The sequence below is a fragment of the Streptomyces calvus genome, from assembly GCF_006782915.1.
GTDB classification, from domain to species: Bacteria; Actinomycetota; Actinomycetes; order Streptomycetales; family Streptomycetaceae; genus Streptomyces; species Streptomyces calvus.
Window position 1 is genome coordinate 81217 of sequence record NZ_VCNP01000004.1, and the last position, 19540, is coordinate 100756.

Genomic DNA, 19540 nt, shown 5'->3' on the forward strand with positions numbered 1-19540 from the left:
CGGCCCGGGAACGGCCGTTCCCGGATCACTAAGGAAGACTTCATGGATCCTCAACCCACCTCTGCGGCGACCGTCAGCAGATGCCCCATGCACGACGCGACGTTCGCCGCCGACCCGCAGCAGGTCTACGACCGGCTGCGCGCCCACGCCCCGGCCGGTCCCGTCGAACTCGCCCCCGGCGCGGACGCCACGCTGGTCGTGGGGCACGAGACGGCGCTGCGCGTGCTGCAGAACACCGAGCTGTTCGCCCGTGACGCCCGCCGCTGGAAGGCGCTCAACGAGGGCCGCATCGCCATGGACAACCCGGTGCTGCCGATGATGGCGTACCGGCCCAACTGCCTGTTCACCGACGGTGCGGTGCACCTGCGGCTGCGCAAGGCGGTGGTCGACAGTCTGGCCCAGCTCAACATCACCCGGATCCGGCGTGACGTCGAGCCGATCGCCGACTACCTCCTCGACCAGTTCAGCGAGCGGGGCCGCGCCGACCTCCTCAACGACTACGCCAAGCTGCTGCCGCTGCTGCTGTTCAACAAGCTGTTCGGCTGCCCGGCGGACATCGGTGACACGCTCACCACCTCCATGTCGGCGATCTTCGACGGCAAGGACGCGCTGCGCGCGAACGAGGACCTCACCTCCTGCCTCATGGAGCTGATCGCCCTCAAGCGGCGCCAGCCCGGTGACGACGTCACCTCGTGGCTGATCCAGCACCCGGCCGGGCTCACCGACGAGGAGCTCAAGGACCAGCTGGTGATGCTGATGGGCGCGGGCGTGGAGCCCGAGCGCAACCTCATCGGCAACGCCCTGTTGCTGCTGCTGTCCGGCGCGGGCGGCCGGCAGAGCGGCATGCTGATCGAGGAGGCCCTCGATCACGTGCTGTGGAACCAGACGCCGATCGCCAACTACGCCACCCACTACCCGGTGCAGGACGTGGACCTGGGCGGCTACGTGGTGGAGGCCAACACGCCGGTCGTGATCTCCTTCGCGGGAGCCAACAGCGACCCGGCGCTGGCCGAGGCCCGCCGCACCCACAGCAAGGGCGCGCACCTGGCGTGGGGGGCCGGCCCGCACGCCTGCCCCGCCAAGGACCCGGCGCAGGTCATCGCGACCACGGCGATCGAACGGCTGCTCAACGCGTTGCCCGACCTGACCCTGGCCGTGCCCGGGGACCAGCTCGAGTGGCGTCCCGGGCCGTTCCACCGGGCCCTGGTCGCGCTGCCCGTGACCTTCAGCCCCATGCCGGCCACCCGCATGGCCGCGGCGCTGCAGAACCGGGCCGCTGCCGGAGGCGCGCAGCAGCCGCTCCCGGCGGAGGCGGCCACGCCGTCGCGGCAGGAGCCGTCGCGCAAGAAGGGCTTCTGGAGCAGTTTCCTGGACATATTCCGTGTCTGATGCACGGCATGTGACGGGAGCAACACACAGGGGCGCATGACACAGGAGGTGAGAAGGGTAGGTTCCGGCGGTATCGATCGGTAGCGCCCAGTCAAAGGAGCTCTGCGTGACCGCCGTTGGCGACATACGCGGCACCACCACCGACCGCCGAGCCGTCATTGCCCTCCTCCGCCGACTGCGTTCCGGCGAAGGCCACGCCAATCCCCTCCCCGTGTGGGAGGAGATGCGCGCCCTGGGGGACGTCGTACGTGCCCCCTGGGGTGGTTACTTCGTCACCGGGTTCGAGGCATGCAGCCAGGTCCTGCGCGGCAGGAACTGGCTGGTGCCGGACTTCGCCTGGCAGGAGCGCCAGCCGGACCCGGAGCGCTGGCAGGCACCCGCCACCCAGGAGATGACCCGTACCCTGATCCGTCTCAACGCGCCCACCCACACCTGCCAGCGGCGCGCCCTGGGCAATCCGTTCGACCGCGGCACGCTGGAGGCGCTGCGTCCCGGTATCGCCGCCCTGGTCTCGGAGCTCCTTGACGACCTCGCCGAGGAGCTGCGCGACGGCGAGGCCGACTTCGTCCGTACGGTCGGCGAACGGCTCCCGGTGCGGACCGTCGGCCGGTGGCTCGGCCTGCCGCCCGAGGACTACGCGCACATCCTGGACTTCACCCACCGTCAGGTCTACGCGCAGGAACTGCTGCCCACCAAGAGCGAACTCGCCGTGTCGGCGCAGGCCACCCTGGAGATGCGGGCCTACTTCACCGAGCTGATCCGGCACCGGCGGGCCCACCCTGGCAACGATGTCCTCACCGGCTGGATCCACTACTGGGACGCCCAGTACCCCGACGACCGGGCCGCGGCGGACCAGGTGATCTACGACCTGACGATGTTCATCACCATCGCCTCGCTGGAGACCTCGGCGGTACTGCTGACCAACGCCGTGTGGTTCCTCACCCAGGACCCCTCCCGCGCCGCCTGGCTGCGCGCGCACCCGCAGCACATCGACGACGCCGTCGAGGAGACGCTGCGCTACGACCCGCCCGTCTGGCTCAACTCCCGTGTCGCCGCCGAGGACACCGTCCTGGCCGGCACCCCCGTCGCCAAGGACACCACCGTCCACGTGCTGTACGGGGCCGCCGCCCACGACCCGCGCCGCAACCCCGACCCGGAGGTCTTCGACATCCGGCGCGGCGGCGGCCACCTCACCTTCGGCGGCGGCGCCCACTACTGCCTCGGTGCGGCCCTCGCCCGGCTGGAGGCCCGCGAACTGCTCGGCCAGGTGCTGGAACGCTTCCCCACGCTGCGTCCCACCGCGCCCCCCACGTACGACACCTCCCGGGTCGTCTTCCGCCGCATCACCTCCCTGAAGGTCACGACATGAACGCCCTGCGCCTCGCCGAAGCCCCCGAACCCGCCGCCGAGCGAATACTCAAGACCCTGCGCACCCACCGGCAGGGTCCTCTCCTCACCGTCGAGCTGAACGTTCCCGAGCAGGGCAACGCCGTCACCGACGCCATGCTGGACGACCTCCTCACCGTCCTGGACGAGCAGGATCCGCAGGTGCGGGTCCTGGTGCTGTCCGCGGCCGGTGACGACTTCTGTCTCGGCGGCGACCGCGGCGAGTTCGCCGAGCACCTCGCCCACGACCCCACCGGCGGCGGCGTCCGCGCCTCCGGGACCAGGGCACGGCGGGTGTGCGACGCGCTCACCGCCAACCCGGCCGTCACCATCGCCCGCGTCCAGGGCCGCGCCATCGGCGCCGGACTGGCCCTCGCGCTCGCCTGCGATCTGCGGGTGGGCGCCGACACGGCGACGTTCCGCCTGCCCGAACTCGCCCTCGGGCTGCCCACCGCCTGGGGCGGGCTGCTGCCCCGGCTCATCAGCGAGGCCGGTGCCGCGCGGGTGCGCGACATCGTCCTCACCGGACGGGTCTTCGACGCCGAGGAGGCCCGCACCCTGTCGGTCCTGCAGCGGGTCGTGCCCGAGGACGCCCTGGACGCGGCCGTCACCGACTGGGCGAAGCCCGTCCTGCGTCGGCCGGCCGCCGCCCTGCGCGTCACCAAGGCCCTGCTGAACTCCTTCACCGCCTCGACGCGCCTCGCCGACGTCTCCGCTCTGGACCCGGAGTTGATGGCGGCGGTCCTCACCGAGCAGCACCGCGCGCGTACGGCGCGCTGACCACCCGGGCCGGCCGGGGCGTCCGCACCAGCAGGTGCCGGGGCCCCGGCCGGCCCGTGCGTGTCGGGCGGCAGCGGCGCCGGTCAGGTGGCCGTGTGCCCGTCGAGCGTCTCGCGCAGGATGTCGGCGTGGCCCGCGTGCTGGGCGGTCTCGGCGATGACGTGGGTCAGCACCCGGCGGACGCTGTACACGCCGCCCGGCTCGTGCCAGGGTGCCTCCGGCAGCGGCCAGGTGGCGGACAGGTCGGGCACGGCGGCGACGATCTCGTCGGTGCGGGCGGCGACCTCCTCGTAGCGTGCGACGATTCCGGCCAGGGTCTCGCCGGGCTGCATGACGAAGCTGTTCCCGTGGTCGGCTGCCCACTGCGGGATCTCCCGCGCGGTGCCGGCCAGCAGGTCGGCCCAGGTGACGCCGTCGGGCAGGTCGTAGCGCATCGCCGACGGGCCGTCGGTCACGAAGCGCAGCCAGTTGTCCTCGACGGCCGTGACGTGCTTGACCAGCCCGCCCAGGCACAGTGCGCTCACGGTCGGGCGTGCGGCGGCCTGTTCGTCGCTCAGCCCGCGGGTCGCGTCGGTGATGGCCTTGCGCACGGCGGCGAGCGCGGCGAGCAGGTCGGCCCGCTCCTCGTCGAGGACGGGGCGGTCGGTGGTGGTGGTGACGGTCACGGTGATCGGGTCCCTCTGTTCGTAGTCGTTGTCGGACACGGGAGAACCGTCGCAGGGAAGTAGGTCGGATCCTGTCCTCTATCGGCAGGATCGGCGGACCGGCTCGTCCCGGCCCGCCTCAGCCGGTGGGTCCGCCGGCGACAGCGCGGCCGTCGGCTCGCAAGAACTCCGCGATCTTTTCGCGCACTTGGCGGGCGCTGTTGCGCCGGGCCGGCTCCCGCGGGCGGGAAAAGCCGTTGCGCCGCGCGGCCCGTGCCCCGACTCTTGGTCCTCGTGTCCTCCTCACTGCGTCCCGTCGCACTCACCGACGCCCCCGCCGTCACCGACCTGCTCAACCGGGTCGACGAGATCGAGATCGGCCGGCCCGAGACCGATCTGCACACCGTCGAGGCCGACCTCAAGCGTCCCGGGATCGATCTGGACCGTGACTCCTGGCTGATGTCCGACGGCGGCCGGCCGGTGGCGTACGGGCTGCTGTGGGACGAGTCCGGCGGCGAGCGCATCGACATCGACCAGTACGTGCTGCCGGAACACCAGGAGGCCGCCGCCCGGATGCTGGCGGCGATGGAGGACCGGGCGCTGGAGAAGGCCCGGGAGAACGGGGCGGCGCGGGCGGTGGTGCATCTGCACCTCAATGCGGCGCCGACCCTCGACACCGCTGTGCTGTACGCCCGCGACTGGCGGGTGGTGCGCCGCTACCACGTGCTGCACCGCCCCCTGGACCCGGCACGGGACCGACTGCCGGAGGTCCCGGCCGGCGTCACGGTGCGCAGCTGCGCGACGCGGGCGGACCGCTCGCGCGTGCACGAGCTGTACCAGGCCTCCTTCGCCCGGCACTTCGACTTCCAGCCGCGCACCTTCGACGCGTGGCTGCACGACATCGGTGCCGAGGGCCTGGACTGGTCCCTGGTGTGGATCGTCGCCACCGACGACCTGGGTGATGCCGGTTTCCTGCTCGCGCGCGACGACCGCGAGGCCATGGGGTGGATCCGCAGCGTCGGCGTCCTGCCCGCGGCGCGGGGCCGGGGACTGGGCGGCTTCCTGCTGCGGCACGCGTTCGCGGCCTTCGCGGCGCGGGGGCGGGACACCGTCGGGCTCGGCGTGGACACGGAGAACTCCACGGGCGCGCCCCGGCTGTACGAGCGCCACGGGATGACGGTGCACTACGCCGTGGACACCTGGGAGACGGTGGTGAGGTGACGGTGCCGCCGGGACCCGCCCGGGGCCCCTGCGCGGAGCGCTACGGCTTGCGGGCGACCGCCCCGTACATCCCGATGTCCGCGTCGCGGATGCCCTGTTCGCCGGTGCCGTCCGGGTGCCACTTGTGCACCTGGACGATGCCCGGCTCGACCAGCTCCAGACCCTCGAAGAACGCGTGGGCCTCGTCGAGGGTGCGCAGCCGCATCGGCATGTTGCGCGCGGCGTACTCGCGCGCCACCCGCCCGATCTCCTCGGGGGCGAACTCCGCCGTCCCGATGGACATCGCCAGGTGGCTGCCCGGGGGCAGCGGCTCCAGCAGGCGCCGCACGATGCCGACGGCGTCGTCCTCGTCCAGCACGAAGTGGACGATGGCGATGACGGTCAGCGCCACCGGCCGGTCGAGGTCGAGGGTCTCCCGCAGCTCGGGGGCGTCCAGGATGCTCGCCGGGTCACGGAAGTCGGCCTCGATGTACGCCGTCCGGCCCTCGGGTGTGCTGGACAGCAGGCCCTGGGAGAGGGTGAGGACGATCGGGTCGTTGTCGACGTAGACCACGCGGGATTCGGGGGCCACCGACTGGGCGATCTCGTGCAGGTTCGGAGAGGTGGGGATGCCGGTGCCGATGTCGAGGAACTGGCGCATCCCCGCCTCCTCGGCGAGCCAGCGCACCGCCCGGTTCATCCAGTCCCGGTTGGCCCGCATGTGGACGGGCAGCGCGGGCCACTCGCGGGCCATCGCGTCGCCGGCCTCGCGGTCCGCCGGGTAGTAGTCCTTGCCGCCGAGGATGTAGTCGTAGATCCGCGCGGAGTGCGCGTTCTCGGTGTCGATGCGGTCGGCCGACCATCCCGTCTCGGGCACTTCGTGTCTCCTTCGCAGGTCGGGGAGCTGGGTCGGGGCTCGGCGGGTGCGCCGCCCCACCCGGGTCGGGGGCTCGGCGGCGGCCGCCTCAGAGGTCCTTGCGGATCCGTTCGAGAACCGCTTCGGTCCTCCTCGTGGGCGTCGCCTGGGCGCTCACCCGGTCGAGGGTTTCCCGGTACACCACCACGTCGTCGCCCTTGTCGAGGTAGACGGCACCCACCAGGCCGTCGAGGTAGACGACGTCGGGCAGTTCGCGTGCCCGGAAGCGGAAGAGCTGGAAGGCGCCGGCGCGCATCGCCGGGTGCGGGCCGTTGGTGAACGGCATGATCTGCAGCGTCACCTGGGGCAGCCGCTGCACCTCGATGAGGTGGTCGATCTGGGCGCGCATCACGTCCGTGCCGCCGACCGGCCACCGCAGCACCGTCTCGTCCATCACCACCCACACCCGCGGCGGTGTGTCACGGGCGAGCAGTTCCTGCCGGCGCATCCGCAGCGCCACCCGGCGTTCGGTGGCCTCGGCCGGGGCGTGCGGGTTGGCGGCGGTCAGCAGGGCACGCGCGTACTCCCTGGTCTGCAGCAGGCCGTGCACGAACTGGCTCTCGTAGGCGCGGATCTGCAGGGCAGCCTGCTCCAGGCTGAGGTAGGCGGCGAACCAGTCCGGCATGACGTCGCGGTAGGTGTGCCACCAGCCACGCTTGTTGGCCTCGCGGACGGACTTCAGGAAGGTGTCGATCTCCTGCTCGTCCGTCACTCCGTAGACCCGGAGCAGTTTCTCGGCGTCCGCCAGCCGGAGCCGGGCCACCTTGGCGGCCTCCATCCGGCGGATCGTGGAGTGGCTGACGCCGATCGCCGCCCCGGCCTCCTGGTAGGTCAGGCCGGCGCGGCTGCGCAACTCCTCGAGTTGTCTGCCGAGGATCATGCGCAGGACGGAAGGGGCACCGCCCCAGTCGGTCTCCGCGGTCACGCCTCGCTCCCTCGCATCGGGTGTTCCGCGCTCACCGTCTCATGTGTGCACTCGGCACGAACACATGCGATCACTTGTCGTCGCAAGCAGCATGCACGCAGTCGAATGCAATTTTCAACTTGCCGGTTGCGAGCTGCGGTTGACCGGTGCCAGAGTGTTCCCACCGTCCCCCGGTCCCGATCAAGGGCCGCAGAGAACCGGTCGGCTGACCCCGTCCGGTGCACGACGGACCCCCCAGGTGCGCAGGCATGACGAAAGGCCCACGGAGATGGCTCGGCTCCCTTTACCCAGCCCGCTGCACCCCGCCAGGAACGAGCCCTCCCCAAGAACGCCCGGAGGCGAGCGAACGGCTCCACTCCCCCAGCCGGACGGCCTCGGCCGTCTCGCCTCCGGGCCCCCCGTCGCCCACGCGCCGCGTGAGACCCGTGCGTTCGACCTGTCGGCGTCCCCGGCCTCCGTACGCACCGCACGTGACGGTGTGCGGGAACTGCTCGCCGCGCGGGGTGCCGGGACCGACATATGCGACAACGCTGTCATCGTGACCTCGGAACTGGTCACCAACGCGCTCACGCACTCGGCCGGCGACCGGATCGTGTGCCGGGTGCGGGTGACCGCGGACCGGGTGCGCATCGAGGTGGAGGACCAGGCCCGCAGCCCCGAACTGCCCCTGCTGCGCCGGCCCGGCCCCGACGACCAGAACGGCCGCGGACTGCTCCTGGTCGACGCGCTCAGCAGTGACTGGGCGGTCAGCCACACACCGGGCAGACCGGGACGGGTGGTCTGGGCCGAACTCGAACTCAATCCCCCGTCCCGTGGGACCGTGGGCCCACGACGCTGACCATCCCGCCGTGGTCCCACGACACCGACCATCCCACCGTGGTCCCACGACACCGACCGCCCTGTCGTGGTCCCACGGTGTGACCGTTCGTCCGTGGCGCCACGGCGCCGGACGTCCCTCCGCCGCTTCGCGCCGACCGCGCCGGAGCGTCCCCGGCCCGGTGCGGTCGGCCGCGGCGCGGTCGGCGTGCCGGCCGGCCTGGTTCCGGCGCGGCGTGATGACGGCGTCGGGGTGCGCAGGGCGGGCCGACCGGTTCGACGCCTGCCCTGACGGGCAGGGCGTCCGCTTCCGCTGAAGAGGTCCGGGCGGCCCCTGCGGATTCGTGACGCGGGGTTGACGACCGGCCGTGGCGACGGGCCGATCCGCACGGTCCGCGTGGGCTGACCGGGCGGACATCGGCACGGTGGCGCTCGACGCCGGACCGCAGCGTCCTCTCGCCGTCCGCGAGCCGCGGCTTCCTGCACGCGGTCTACGCCGCTTCGGCGTTCTCCCGCTCCAGCGCCGCACGCAGCCAGTCGTCCGCGGCACCCGGGGTCGGCTCCGGCCGGCCGCCCGGCGGCGTGAGCACCACGGCCGTCAGCTCCCAGTACCGGTCCAGCCGCGGCTCGGCCGCGAGCCGCCCGGCCAGCAGGCGGCGGAACTCCCGGCTGTCCGGGGTGCCGTAGGCGCTCGCGTACGCCGCCACGTAGGCGTCCAGCGCCTCACCCGGGTACGGCTCCCGTGCCCGGCGCAGCTGCGGGCCCGCGAGTTCGTACGCCTCGGCGAGGCCCGCGTACAGCAGGGCCGCACCGCGGGCCCCGGCCACCCGGTGCACCTCCGGCTGGGGCTGCCGGCCGGGCGGGCAGGGAGCCGTCGTCATCGCGTGCAGCCGGGCGAAGGCGAGCACCTGCGCCGGGTCCGGCTCGTCGGGCGGTTGCGGAACGGCCACCTCCAGGAACGCCGCCGTCTCCCGGGCCGGCATCCGCGGCGGCAGCCAGGCACGCCAGAACCGGGCCAGCGGTGCCGTGTCCGGCGGGGTGCTCACCGCGCCGAGCAGCCGCAGCCGGTCGGCCCGCTCCGCGGACGGGGACTCCCGCACCAGTCGCAGCGCCGCCTCCCGCCAGCGGAGCGCCCTCAGCTCGCTGCCCAGCTCGCGCAGCCGGCCCGCGACGGCGTCCTCCAGCACACGGCCCGCCGCGTCGTCGTCCTCGAGGACGCGCTGCACCTCGGGCAGTGGCAGGTCGAGGGCGCGCAGGGAGCGGATCAGCCGCAGCTGCTCCAGCGCCTCGGGGCCGTAGCGGCGGTGCCCGCCGCCGGTACGGGACGCCTCGGGCAGCAGGCCCCGGTCGGAGTAGAAGCGGACGCTCTTCACGGTGACACCCGCACGCTCGGCCAGCTCGCCGATGCTCCAGAAGACCTCGCGCGACGTGGACAGTTGAACCTCCCTCCGGGGGAGTTCCTACGGTACCGGCGCACGCGGGCCGGGCCTACGCCCCGGTGCGCGGGCCACGGCGTACGCGACCGGCGCGACGTCGTGCGACGGACCCGAGGAGAGGGCCATGACCGTATTCATCATGGTGGCGGGCGTGTTCACCGGCGCCCATGTGTGGCAGGAGACGGCCGCGCGGCTGACCGCGGCGGGCAGTGAGGTGCACGCGGTCCGGCTCACCGGAGTCGACGCGGGCCGCCCCGCCGCGTCGGCCCGCGTCGATCTGGAGACGCACATCGCGGACGTGATCGCGGCGATCGACGCGGTGGACGCGGTGTCCGGCCGGGGGATCGTGCTCGTCGGCCACGACTACGGCATCCATCCGGTGCTCGGCGCCGCCGACCGGCGTCCGCAGCGCATCGCCCGCGTCGTGTACCTGGACTGCGGGATGCCGCAGAACGGCCTCCCGGCGCTGGCCGCCGTACCGGACCAGGCCGTGCGCGCGCATCTGGCCGAGCGCGCCGACCGGGGTGAGACGGACGGCGAGTTGGCGCCGCCGGATCGTGACGTGTGGCAGCGCTGGGGCAGTACCGCCGGCGTTTCCGACGCGGCGCTGGACCGGCTCACCGCCCTGGCCGCGCCGCAGCCGCTGGGCACCCTGCTCCAGCCGCTGCGGCTGACCGGAGCGGTGGCCGCGGTGCCCACCACCGGGGTGCTGTGCACCGGCAACGGCGTCGGCATCGACCTGGTGCAGCGGCTCGTCGACTTCGGCGACCCCGTGTCGGCGGCCCTGGCCGACCCCCGGGTCACCTTCTTCGAACTGCCCACCGGGCACTGGCCGATGCTGTCGTGCCCCGCCGAACTGGCGGACGTCCTGCTGCGGGCCGCGGCCGGCGAGGGGCACCGTCTGCGGCCGGCCGACGGCGGCGCGCCGCCCGCCCATCTGCGCCCGTTCCCGATCGACGTGCCCGAGCTGCCCAGGGACCGCAGGGCACATGTCGACCTGTACGTCCCCGAAGCGGAGGGCCCGCGGCCGGCCGTGGTGTTCGTGCACGGCGGTCCGGTGCCCGCCGGGGCCCGGCCCACGCCGCGCGACTGGCCGACCCTGGTGGGGTACGCCCGCCTGGCGGCCGCCGCGGGCCTGGTCGGCGTGACCCTCGACCACCGGCTGCACGACGTCGGCGACTACGGGCGCGCCGCCGCGGACGTCACCGCCGCGGTGGAACTGGTGCGGGCCGATCCCCGGGTGGACGCCGACCGGGTCGCCCTGTGGTTCTTCTCCGGTGCCGGCCTGCTCACCGCGGACTGGCTGACGAAGCCCCCGGCCTGGCTGCGCTGCCTGGCCGCCTCCTACCCGATCCTGGCGCCGCTGCCCAACTGGGGGCTGGCCGGCAGCCGGTTCCATCCGGTCCGGGCGGTCGCGCACGCGGGTGCCCTGCCCGTCGTCCTCCTCCGTGCGGGCCGGGAGACAGCCGAGATCGCCGCCACCGTGGAGGCATTCGTGACCGCGGCCGAGGACTGCGGCGCGCGCCTGGAGCTGGTCGACGTCCCGAACGGCCACCACGGCTTCGAGACCCTCGACGCGCCCGAGGAGGTCGGCCCGGCCCTGCGCCACGCGATGCGCTCGGTGGCGACCCACCTGGCGGGCTGAGTCCACCGCGCGCCGTGGCCGAAGCCCCGAGGCCGCCGCCGGACACGGCGGTGGCGGGGTCACGGCTCCGGCGGCACCGTGCTCGACGCGGGCGATCGGCCGGTGCCGGGGGTGATCAGCCACGCGACGAGGGTGCGCCAGCGGTCGGGCCGGCCGGTGTCGCGCGGCCCGACGAGGTAGACCTCCTCGACGAGGTTCTGCGGGCGCAGGCCGTTCCGGGCGGCGAAGGAGCCCACGGCGGCGTAGGTGAGGTCGAGATCGTCGTGGGGGCCGGCGTGGGTGGCGACGGCGGCGGTCCGCTCCGGCAGATGGACCTCGCGCACGGTGGCCGGTGCGTCCGGCGGCAGCGGCGCCTCGGCGGGGAGGTAGACGGTGGCGCGGCCGTGGCCCTCGGTGAACAGTTCGTGCTCGTACCGGCCGCCCGGCGGGAGCACCGGGCGCCGGCCGGCCGCTGCGTCCAGGTCGCGCATCGCGGCGTCGTACCAGCTCAGGTCGGCTCCGTGGGGCACGTCGAGGGACACGGCGAGGACCCGCTGGGGCGGGAGGACCTCGACGCCGACGGTCCGCTCCGCCGCCGGGTCGAGGAGTTCACGGAGCGCCTCGACGGCCCGCTGGGTGCGGCCGAGCCGGTCCTCGAGGCGGCGGAGGTGGCTTGCGACGACCTGTTGCGCCGCGGCGCGGCCCGCCTCGCCACCGCCGGCGGACTCGGCCTGCAGGAAGCGCCGGAGGTCCGCCAGCGGGAGGTCGAGGTCGCGGAACCGTTTGATCGTCAGTGCGGGCCGGACCTGCGCGGGCGCGTAGTAGCGGTAGCCGGTGGCCGGGTCCACCTCCGCGGGGACGAGCAGGTCCTGCTCGTGGTAGCGGCGGAGCGTGCGGATGCTCAGGTGCGTGACGCGGGAGAACTCCCCGATCGTCAGTCGCTCGCTCACGCGGTCCTCCTCGTCGTCGTACGTGTCCGGTCCCGGCCGGGTCACGGTTTCAGGGTGTGATGTCCAGCAGGGTGATCTTCCCCTGTGTGTCGCGTTCGAAGGTGAAGCGGAGGGTGACCGGACTGCCGGGAAAGGCGCCGGAGACCTCCGCGACGGCCTGGCAGGCGGTGGCCGTGCCGGTGACCTCGCGCAGGCCGTAGCGCACGGACGGGACCTCGGCGCGCCAGCGGCGCACCGCCGCGATCCCCTGGTGGCTGCGGCCGTCGTCGTGGACGACGGCACCGTCACCGAACAGCGCGGCGTAGCGCTCCTGGTCGGTGTCCGTCGCCGCGGCGAAGTACTCCTCGGCGAACTCCTGGGCGTTCTTCATGCTCTTCATCCTGTGTCGTGGTGAGGGAAACGTGGCGCAGAGGGCGTGGAGGTTTCAGCGGGTTCAAAGAGTGCGGATGGTGCCGCCGTCGACCACGTGCTCGGCGCCGGTGATCGCGCTCGCCCGGTCCGAGGCCAGGAAGGCGATCACCTCCGCCACCTCTTCCGGCTCCGCGGGCCGTCCCAGCGGGATGCCGCCGAGGACGCGCATCAACTCGTCGAGCGCGGCCTGCCGGGTGATGCCGCCCTCGCTCATCCGGCGTGCGAGGAGGTGTTCGGCACCGTCGGTGCGGATGAAGCCGGGCGCGACCGCGTTGACCCGGACACCGGCGGGCGCGACCTCGTTCGCGAGCCCTTTGCTGTAGGTGGCCAGGGCACTCTTGGCGGCGGCGTACGCCAGTGTCGAGTCGTGCAGCGGCATCCGGCGCTGGACGGAGGTCACGTGCACCACGGCGCCCGACCCGCGGGCCGCCATCGCGGGGACCAGGGCGCGGTCCAGGCGGACCGCGGGGAACAGGTTGAGCGCCAGCTCCCGCGCCCACAGGTCGTCGTCGAGCACCGCGTACCCGCCGGCCGGAGCGCTGGAGCCGCCCACGACGTGCACCAGGATGTCCGGCACGCCGACGAGCCCGGCCACCGCCGCGGCCGCGGACGCGGCGCCCTCGGGGGAGCTCAGGTCGGCGCGGACGAAGAGCGGGTCGGCCGTCTCCGGCGGCGTACGGGCGATGGTGACGACCCGCGCCCCGGCGTCTCGGAGCCGGCTCGCCGTCGCCAGCCCGGTTCCCTTGCTGCCGCCCGCCACCACGGCGAGGCGTCCGTCGAGATCGTTGCTGTTCATGACGCCACCGTGGACTCTCCCCCGGGGAGAGGCTCAAGTCCGCGCGGCCGAACGCATACCGCGACCGTGGAGCCGGGCAACGCCTGGGCGGGTGTCGGTGTGGCCGGGTGGCTCCGTCGGGCCGCGCGGTGCCCGTGCGGGCGGATGGGCGGACCCTGGACGGGCGGCAAATGGTATGCCATTTTTCTGCACACCCCTTGACGGTGCCGTTTCGCGAAAACTACGTTCTGGTTTACGAAATCCCGCTTCCGCATTACGGAACTCCCCACTTCCCCTTCCCCCTTCCCTGCGTCCCGATCCCAGGAGTCCTGCATGACTGCCCTGGAAGACCGCCGCTCGTCCGTCGAGACCGGCGACACCGGCACCAGCGCCGGCCTGTACACGTACGACCTGGCCCCGACGAAGAGAACAGGGCGCCGCTGGGGCGCCTACAACGTCTTCACGCTCTGGGCCAACGACGTGCACAGTCTCGGCAACTATGCGTTCGCCATCGGCCTGTTCGCGCTCGGGCTGAACGTGTGGGGCATCCTGGCCGCCTTCGCGCTCGCGTCCGTCCTGCTCTTCCTCCTGCTGACCCTGTCCGGATTCATGGGGCACAAGACGGGTGTTCCGTTCCCCGTCATGAGCCGCATCGCGTTCGGCATCAAGGGGGCGAAAATACCGGCCGCCGTCCGAGGCATCGTCGCTATCGCCTGGTTTGGTATCCAGACCTATCTCGCCTCGGTGGTCCTGAGCGCCCTCCTGGTGGCCATGTTCCCCGAGCTGAGCGCGCTGGACACGAACTCCGTGCTCGGCCAGTCGACGCTCGGCTGGATCACCTTCATGGTCCTGTGGGCCCTGCAGGTGCTGATCGTCAGCTACGGGATGCAGATGATCCGCCGGTACATGGCCTTCGCCGCACCCACCACCCTGATCACCATGTGCGCCCTCGCGGTGTGGATGTTCGTCCGCGCGGACGGCTCGATCTCCCTGTCCAACGGGGCCCCGCTCACCGGCGGCGCGATGTGGCTGCAGATCCTGCAGGCCGCCGCGCTGTGGGTGGTGATCTACGGGACGTTCGTACTGAACTTCTGCGACTTCACGCGGTCCGCGAAGAGCCGCAGCTCCATCGTCCGCGGCAACGTGATCGGCATTCCGGTGAACATGCTCTTCTTCGCCGGCATCGTGGCGGTCCTCAGCGGAGCCCAGTTCAGCCTCGACGGGCGCGTCATCACCAGTCCCACGGACATCGTCCGGACCATCCCCAACATGTTCCTGCTGACCCTCGCCTCGCTCGCCCTCATAGCGCTGACGGTGGCGGTGAACCTGCTGGCCAACTTCGTGGCACCGATCTACGCCCTGGTCGACCTCTTCCCGCACCGGCTCGACTTCCGCCGTGCGGGTCTGGTCAGCGCGGTCCTGGGCCTGGTGATCACACCCTGGAACCTGTACGACAGCCCGGTCGTCGTGAACTACTTCCTCGGCGGGCTCGGCGCCCTGCTCGGCCCCCTCTTCGGCGTGATCATGGCCGACTACTGGTTGCTGCGGAAGTCCCGCGTGAACGTGCCCGCCCTCTACACCGAGGACACGAACGCGGAGTACCACTACCGCCGCGGCTACAACCCGCGGGCCGTCGCCGCCTTCGTCCCCAGCGCCGCGATCGCCGTCGTCGTCGCTCTGGTGCCCTTCTTCCACGCCGCGGCCGGGTTCTCCTGGTTCATCGGCGCGATCGTCGCCGCCGTGATGTACGCGGCCATCGCCGACCGTGCCGCGCCGGTGCACGACGTGGACGGCGAGGCCATCGCCGTCACCGCGGAATAGCCCGACCCAGCAGGAGACCCCACTTCATGCGCATCCTCGTGGTCAACGTCAACACCACCCAGTCCATCACCGACGCGATCGGCAAGCAGGCGGCCGACGCGGCCTCGCCGGGCACCGAGATCGTCCCGCTGACCCCCCTCTTCGGCGCGGAGTCCGTCGAGGGCAACTACGAGAGCTACCTCGCCGCGGTCGCCGTCATGGAGACCGTCCGCGCCCACTCCGAGCCGTTCGACGCGGTGATCCAGGCCGGATACGGCGAACACGGCCGGGAAGGGCTGCAGGAGCTGCTCGACGTGCCCGTCGTCGACATCACCGAAGCAGCGGCGAGCACCGCCCAGTTCCTCGGCCGCAGCTACTCCGTCGTCACCACGCTCGACCGTACGGTTCCGCTCATCGAGGAACGGCTGGCCGTTGCCGGACTGAGCGCCAGGTGCGCCTCCGTGCGCGCCAGCGGGCTCGCCGTGCTCGAACTGGAACAGGACGAGCAGGCCGCCGTGGACGCCATCACCGAACAGGCCGCCCGGGCGGTGGAGGAGGACCGGGCGGAGGTGATCTGCCTGGGCTGCGGAGGCATGGCCGGCCTCGCCGAACGCGTGGTGGAACGGACGGGCGTTCCCGTCGTCGACGGGGTGGCCGCCGCCGTGACGATCGCCGAGTCCCTGGTCCGCCTCGGCCTGTCCACGTCCAAGGTGCGCACGTACGCGCGACCGCGGCCCAAGCAGATCCTCAACTGGCCTTGGCACACCGGCTGACGCTCTCGCGCGCTCCCTCGCCCCGGTCGGCGGCCGGCCCGGTGGCCGCGCCGGCCGTGGGGTACTCTGACGGACCGCACGACTGCCGTTCCGCACGGCCGCAGCCGACGCGTCGAGGGACGGGAAGAAGGACGAAAAACGGCGATGACTGCGTCAGGCGACTTCATACCCGAGTCCGAGCGGGTGACGCGGCAGCTGCGCGACGAGATCCTCGACGGTGTGCGACGGCCGGGCAGCCGCCTGGTCGAGCGGGAGCTGGCCGATGCGCTCGGTGTGAGCCGGCTTCCCGTCCGCGAGGCTCTCAGAACGCTGGTGTCCGAAGGCCTGGTGACCCCGAGGCCGCGGACCTGGGCCGTGGTACGCGAGTTCACCGCGAGCGACGTCGCCGATCTCGACGAGGTCCGTTCGGGCCTCGAAACCCTGTCGTTCCGGCTCGCCGCGCAACGGCACACGCGCGCCGGACTGGCGGAACTGCGCGCGACGGTGGATGCCGAACTCGACGCGGCCCGCGCCGGCGACGCGGTGCGGGCCCGCCGGGCGGCGGCCGACTTCCACCAGACGGTCATCTCCCTGGCCGCCAACGAGTTGCTGAACGAACTCGAGCGCGTCCTGCGCAGCCGACTGCGCTGGCTCATGGGACAGCACGACGACCTGCTGGGCGTCGCGCTGGAGCACGAGGCTCTCTACCAGGCCATCGCGGAACGCGACGTCGAACGCGTGCAAGTTCTCGTACTGCACCATCTGGCGACCAGCCGCAGCGCGGCCCTGGGCCACCTCGCGCAGGACCAGACGCAGGACCAGAGGCAGGACCGACTACAGGGACACGAACAGGAGGAGGAGCGGGAGCGGGGACGACCGACCCGCTCCGGGGCCGGCGGAAGTCCGACTCCCTGAGGAATCGGTTCACGGTACGTCCGTCCGTCCCTCCCTCGCTCCCCTGTCCTCCGACATCGCCGGCAGCACTCCCCCGGACCCGTGTCGAGGCGCCTGCGTACCGCCGCGTCGCACCGCTCCACCGCCGCCCCGCGGGCCGAGTTCGGCCTGCGTCCTCCTCGAGCCGGTACCGCACACACGACGTGACGTCATCGCGTACCGGCCCCTGCGCGGCTCACGGGTGTGCGTTCTGGTGGACGACCGTGATGTGGCGTTCGGGGCCGGGGTCCGTGCTGCGCCGGGAGCGGGCGCGCGGTGCGCTGCCGCCGGGTGCGACGCGTGTGCAGGCCGCGCGGGTGTGCCATGCGCGCGGCGTGGGCGCGCCGGTGCGGGACGCCGTCGGTGCCGCGCTGCCGTGTGGTGACGGTCCGCCTCCCGACACCGTGCGTGCCCAGGAGCCGGCCTGCGGGCCCGGCGCGCCGGACGGCTGGGACGGTCCGGCCGGGCCGGCGGGGCGCCGGGCCGTCGGTCAGGTCGTCGTCGTGCGGCCGGAGTTCGCGGATGATCCGTCGGGCGCCCGGTCGTGGGAGGAGGGCGCGGCGGTCCTGCCGCCGGCGGGGCACCGCCGCGCTGGTGACGGCCGTGGCGCCGGACGTGCTGCGGTTGCGCCGGCTGCTGGACGCGGCACTGGCGAGTCTGGACCGAGGGCACCCGGCGCGCTCCGGCACGTGATCCGGTGACGCCGGACCTCACCGGACGATCGGAGGCGATCAAGGGCGGAGGCCGGGATTCTTTCGGCATGCACGGATCTTGACCGTCCAGTTTTGCGCTGGATAGCGTTCGGCCACCGAATGTGTGACCCCGTCGGAAGCACGGCCGCACAGGCCGACGCGTTCCCGGGGACGTTTCGACTGTCCTGCCGCCGCGGCCGCTCGGTTCCCCAGTTCCCACGGAGTCACCTTCATGTGCGATGCATGCTGCCCCATTCCTCCCGGCCCCCGCATGGGGCGGGCCCAGTTCCTCAAGCTGATCGGGGCCGGCGCCACCGCGGCGGCCCTGTCGGGCACGGCGTTCGCGGGCACCGCCGCCGCCGCTCCCCGTGGCGCGACGGGCGCCGGAGCCGACGGGCCTCTCCTCGTGGACGGCGTCCGCGGCTACACCGTCGACCGCCGCGGACGGCTGCGCCGCTTCTCCCGCATGCTCGTCACCCCGGGCGGCAAGGTCGCGGCCCTCGACCCCGGTGCGGTACGGGGCGCCCGCCGCCTGGACGGGCGCGGCCGTGTCCTGCTGCCCGGACTGCACGACGCCCACGGTCACCTGTGGGGCATCGGCGCGCTCGCCGTCCAGCTCGACCTCTCCGGCACCAGGTCGTTGCAGAAGGCGCTGGACCGGCTCGCCGCGTACGCCGCCGCGCATCCGGGGCAGACGTGGATCCAGGGCCGCGGCTGGAACGAGGTGGTCTGGGGCCTGGGGCGGCTGCCCACCGCCCAGGACCTGGACTCCGTCGTGTCCGACCGCCCGGTGTGGCTCGTGCGGGTGGACGGGCACGCGGGCGTGGCCAACTCCCAGGCGCTTCAGCTGTCCGGCGTCACGGCCGACACCCCCGACCCGGCGGGCGGCCAGATCGTGCGCGACGCCTCCGGTGCCCCGACGGGCGTCTTCGTCGACGCCGCGCAGACCTTCGTCACCTCACAGCTGCCGGAACCGACCCTCGACGACGTGCGGGACCGGGCCCTGGCCGCGCAGACCCGGCTCAACGCCGCGGGCCTGACGTCCGTGTCCGACGCCGGCACCAGCGCCGACGGCGTCGTCGTCCTGCGCCGGCTCGCCTCCTCCGGTGAACTGACGCTGCGTCTCAACGCCTTCCTGGACTACGCGGCGTTCACCGAGGTCGGCGCGGAGGCACGGACCGACTCGTTCGCCGGGGACATGCTGCGCGTGCGCACCGTCAAGCTGTACGTCGACGGGGCGCTCGGCAGCCACGGGGCGGCGATGATCGAGCCGTACAGCGACAGACCGTCGACCAGAGGGCTGCTCCAGATGGAGCCGGCGGAGCTCAACCGGCGCGTGCAGCGGATCCTGCACGGCGGCTACCAGGCCGCGGTGCACGCGATCGGCGACCTCGGTAACCGGGTCGTCCTCGACGCCTACGAGCAGGCCTTCCGGACCGTCGGCGACCAGGGCCTGCGGCACCGGATCGAGCACGCCCAGGTCATCGCCCTCGACGACATCCCGCGCTTCAAGCGGCTGGGCGTCATCGCCTCGATGCAGCCGGTGCACGCCACCGACGACATGAACATGGCCGAGACCCGGGTGGGGCCGGAGCGCATCAAGGGTGGCTACGCCTGGCGCACCCTGCTCGACCAGGGCACGGTCGTCGCGTCCGGCTCGGACTTCCCCGTCTCGTCCGAGAACCCCTTCGACGGCCTGCACGCGGCCGTCACCCGCACCGACCGGGAGGGCAGGCCGGACGGCGGCTGGTACCCGGAGCAGGCCATGACCCCGGTCGAGGCCCTGCGTTCCTTCACCGTCGACGCCGCGTACGCCGCGCACCAGGAGAAGGTGCTGGGCGGCTTGGAGCCGGGCAAGTGGGCCGACTTCATCCTGGTCGACACGGACCCGTTCGAGCTGCCCGCGGGCCGGGCCCTGTGGCAGACCGGGGTCCTCCAGACCTGGGTGGCAGGTCACCGGGTGGGCGAGTACGGCGTGCTGTGACCCGGACGCGCGGCAGCCCGGGAACGGGAGCCCCGGGGACCGGTCACGGGGCGCGGTCGCAGGGGCGCGGTCGCCCGCGAGGACGACCCGGAGTTGGGCGGGCGGCGGCCACGAACCGGTCGCCACC

The 19540-nt window shown here is 73.0% G+C and carries 17 protein-coding genes and 1 pseudogene; 11 read left to right on the forward strand and 7 right to left on the reverse strand.

All coding sequences use genetic code 11. The annotated features are described in order from the left end of the window. Positions 1–87 precede the first annotated feature (87 nt). From FGW31_RS00840 to FGW31_RS00850, 3 genes are all read left to right on the forward strand, one after another. On the forward strand, positions 88–1389 hold the full coding sequence (locus FGW31_RS00840) for a cytochrome P450 family protein (protein ID WP_142191329.1): 1302 nt from the start codon (positions 88–90) through the stop codon (positions 1387–1389). A 106-nt stretch (positions 1390–1495) separates the two neighbouring features. Then, complete coding sequence (locus FGW31_RS00845) at positions 1496–2758, forward strand: cytochrome P450 (protein WP_142191330.1); 1263 nt, start codon at positions 1496–1498, stop codon at positions 2756–2758. Beyond that, entirely contained in the window at positions 2755–3555 is an 801-nt protein-coding gene (locus FGW31_RS00850; protein ID WP_142191331.1) for an enoyl-CoA hydratase/isomerase family protein, read from the forward strand. The genes FGW31_RS00845 and FGW31_RS00850 overlap by 4 nt, the downstream gene beginning before the upstream one ends. Positions 3556–3638: 83 nt before the next feature. On the opposite strand, the gene FGW31_RS00855 is transcribed toward FGW31_RS00850, so the two are convergent. Then, positions 3639–4220, reverse strand: a complete 582-nt coding sequence (locus FGW31_RS00855; RefSeq protein WP_142191437.1) for a DinB family protein — start codon at positions 4218–4220, stop codon at positions 3639–3641. A gap of 273 nt (positions 4221–4493) precedes the next feature. Between FGW31_RS00855 and FGW31_RS00860 the strand changes: the two genes are divergently transcribed. Further along, on the forward strand, positions 4494–5420 hold the full coding sequence (locus FGW31_RS00860) for a GNAT family N-acetyltransferase (protein WP_142191332.1): 927 nt from the start codon (positions 4494–4496) through the stop codon (positions 5418–5420). Between the two features lie 40 nt (positions 5421–5460). On the opposite strand, the gene FGW31_RS00865 is transcribed toward FGW31_RS00860, so the two are convergent. Beyond that, positions 5461–6276 (reverse strand): SAM-dependent methyltransferase, encoded by an 816-nt coding sequence (locus FGW31_RS00865; protein WP_142191333.1) that lies wholly within the window; start codon positions 6274–6276, stop codon positions 5461–5463. An 88-nt stretch (positions 6277–6364) separates the two neighbouring features. Further along, positions 6365–7240, reverse strand: coding sequence for a helix-turn-helix domain-containing protein (locus FGW31_RS00870; protein WP_142191334.1), 876 nt, complete (start codon positions 7238–7240; stop codon positions 6365–6367). A 268-nt stretch (positions 7241–7508) separates the two neighbouring features. On the opposite strand from FGW31_RS00870, the gene FGW31_RS00875 reads away from it, so the two are divergent. After that, entirely contained in the window at positions 7509–8078 is a 570-nt protein-coding gene (locus FGW31_RS00875; protein WP_142191438.1) for an ATP-binding protein, read from the forward strand. A 469-nt stretch (positions 8079–8547) separates the two neighbouring features. Here FGW31_RS00875 and FGW31_RS00880 read toward each other — a convergent pair whose 3' ends face one another. After that, positions 8548–9492, reverse strand: coding sequence for a helix-turn-helix domain-containing protein (locus tag FGW31_RS00880; protein ID WP_142191335.1), 945 nt, complete (start codon positions 9490–9492; stop codon positions 8548–8550). A 124-nt stretch (positions 9493–9616) separates the two neighbouring features. Here FGW31_RS00880 and FGW31_RS00885 point away from each other — a divergent pair, with 124 nt between their 5' ends. Then, positions 9617–11137, forward strand: a complete 1521-nt coding sequence (locus FGW31_RS00885; protein WP_142191336.1) for an alpha/beta hydrolase — start codon at positions 9617–9619, stop codon at positions 11135–11137. Between the two features lie 59 nt (positions 11138–11196). Here FGW31_RS00885 and FGW31_RS00890 read toward each other — a convergent pair whose 3' ends face one another. The 3 genes from FGW31_RS00890 to FGW31_RS00900 form a co-directional block, all read right to left on the reverse strand. Further along, complete coding sequence (locus FGW31_RS00890) at positions 11197–12111, reverse strand: MerR family transcriptional regulator (RefSeq protein ID WP_233452308.1); 915 nt, start codon at positions 12109–12111, stop codon at positions 11197–11199. Positions 12112–12115: 4 nt separating this feature from the next. Then, the gene (locus FGW31_RS00895) at positions 12116–12436 is read right to left on the reverse strand and encodes a nuclear transport factor 2 family protein (RefSeq protein ID WP_142191337.1); all 321 of its coding nucleotides are present in this window, start codon (positions 12434–12436) and stop codon (positions 12116–12118) included. 63 nt (positions 12437–12499) lie between these two features. Then, positions 12500–13273 carry an SDR family oxidoreductase gene (locus FGW31_RS00900; protein WP_142191338.1) on the reverse strand — a complete coding sequence of 258 codons (774 nt, stop codon included), beginning with the start codon at positions 13271–13273 and terminating at the stop codon, positions 12500–12502. A gap of 312 nt (positions 13274–13585) precedes the next feature. Here FGW31_RS00900 and FGW31_RS00905 point away from each other — a divergent pair, with 312 nt between their 5' ends. From FGW31_RS00905 to FGW31_RS00925, 5 genes and pseudogenes are all read left to right on the forward strand, one after another. Further along, positions 13586–15073 (forward strand): NCS1 family nucleobase:cation symporter-1, encoded by a 1488-nt coding sequence (locus FGW31_RS00905; RefSeq protein WP_142191339.1) that lies wholly within the window; start codon positions 13586–13588, stop codon positions 15071–15073. A 26-nt stretch (positions 15074–15099) separates the two neighbouring features. Beyond that, positions 15100–15825: an aspartate/glutamate racemase family protein gene (locus FGW31_RS00910; RefSeq protein ID WP_142191340.1), complete on the forward strand. Its 726-nt coding sequence runs from the start codon at positions 15100–15102 to the stop codon at positions 15823–15825. A 144-nt stretch (positions 15826–15969) separates the two neighbouring features. Beyond that, positions 15970–16719, forward strand: a complete 750-nt coding sequence (locus FGW31_RS00915) for a GntR family transcriptional regulator (protein ID WP_233452310.1) — start codon at positions 15970–15972, stop codon at positions 16717–16719. A gap of 431 nt (positions 16720–17150) precedes the next feature. Continuing rightward, a pseudogene (locus tag FGW31_RS00920) lies at positions 17151–17430 on the forward strand (urease accessory protein UreD); the annotation flags it as partial. A 270-nt stretch (positions 17431–17700) separates the two neighbouring features. After that, on the forward strand, positions 17701–19413 hold the full coding sequence (locus tag FGW31_RS00925) for an amidohydrolase (protein WP_220450344.1): 1713 nt from the start codon (positions 17701–17703) through the stop codon (positions 19411–19413). Positions 19414–19540 lie beyond the last annotated feature (127 nt).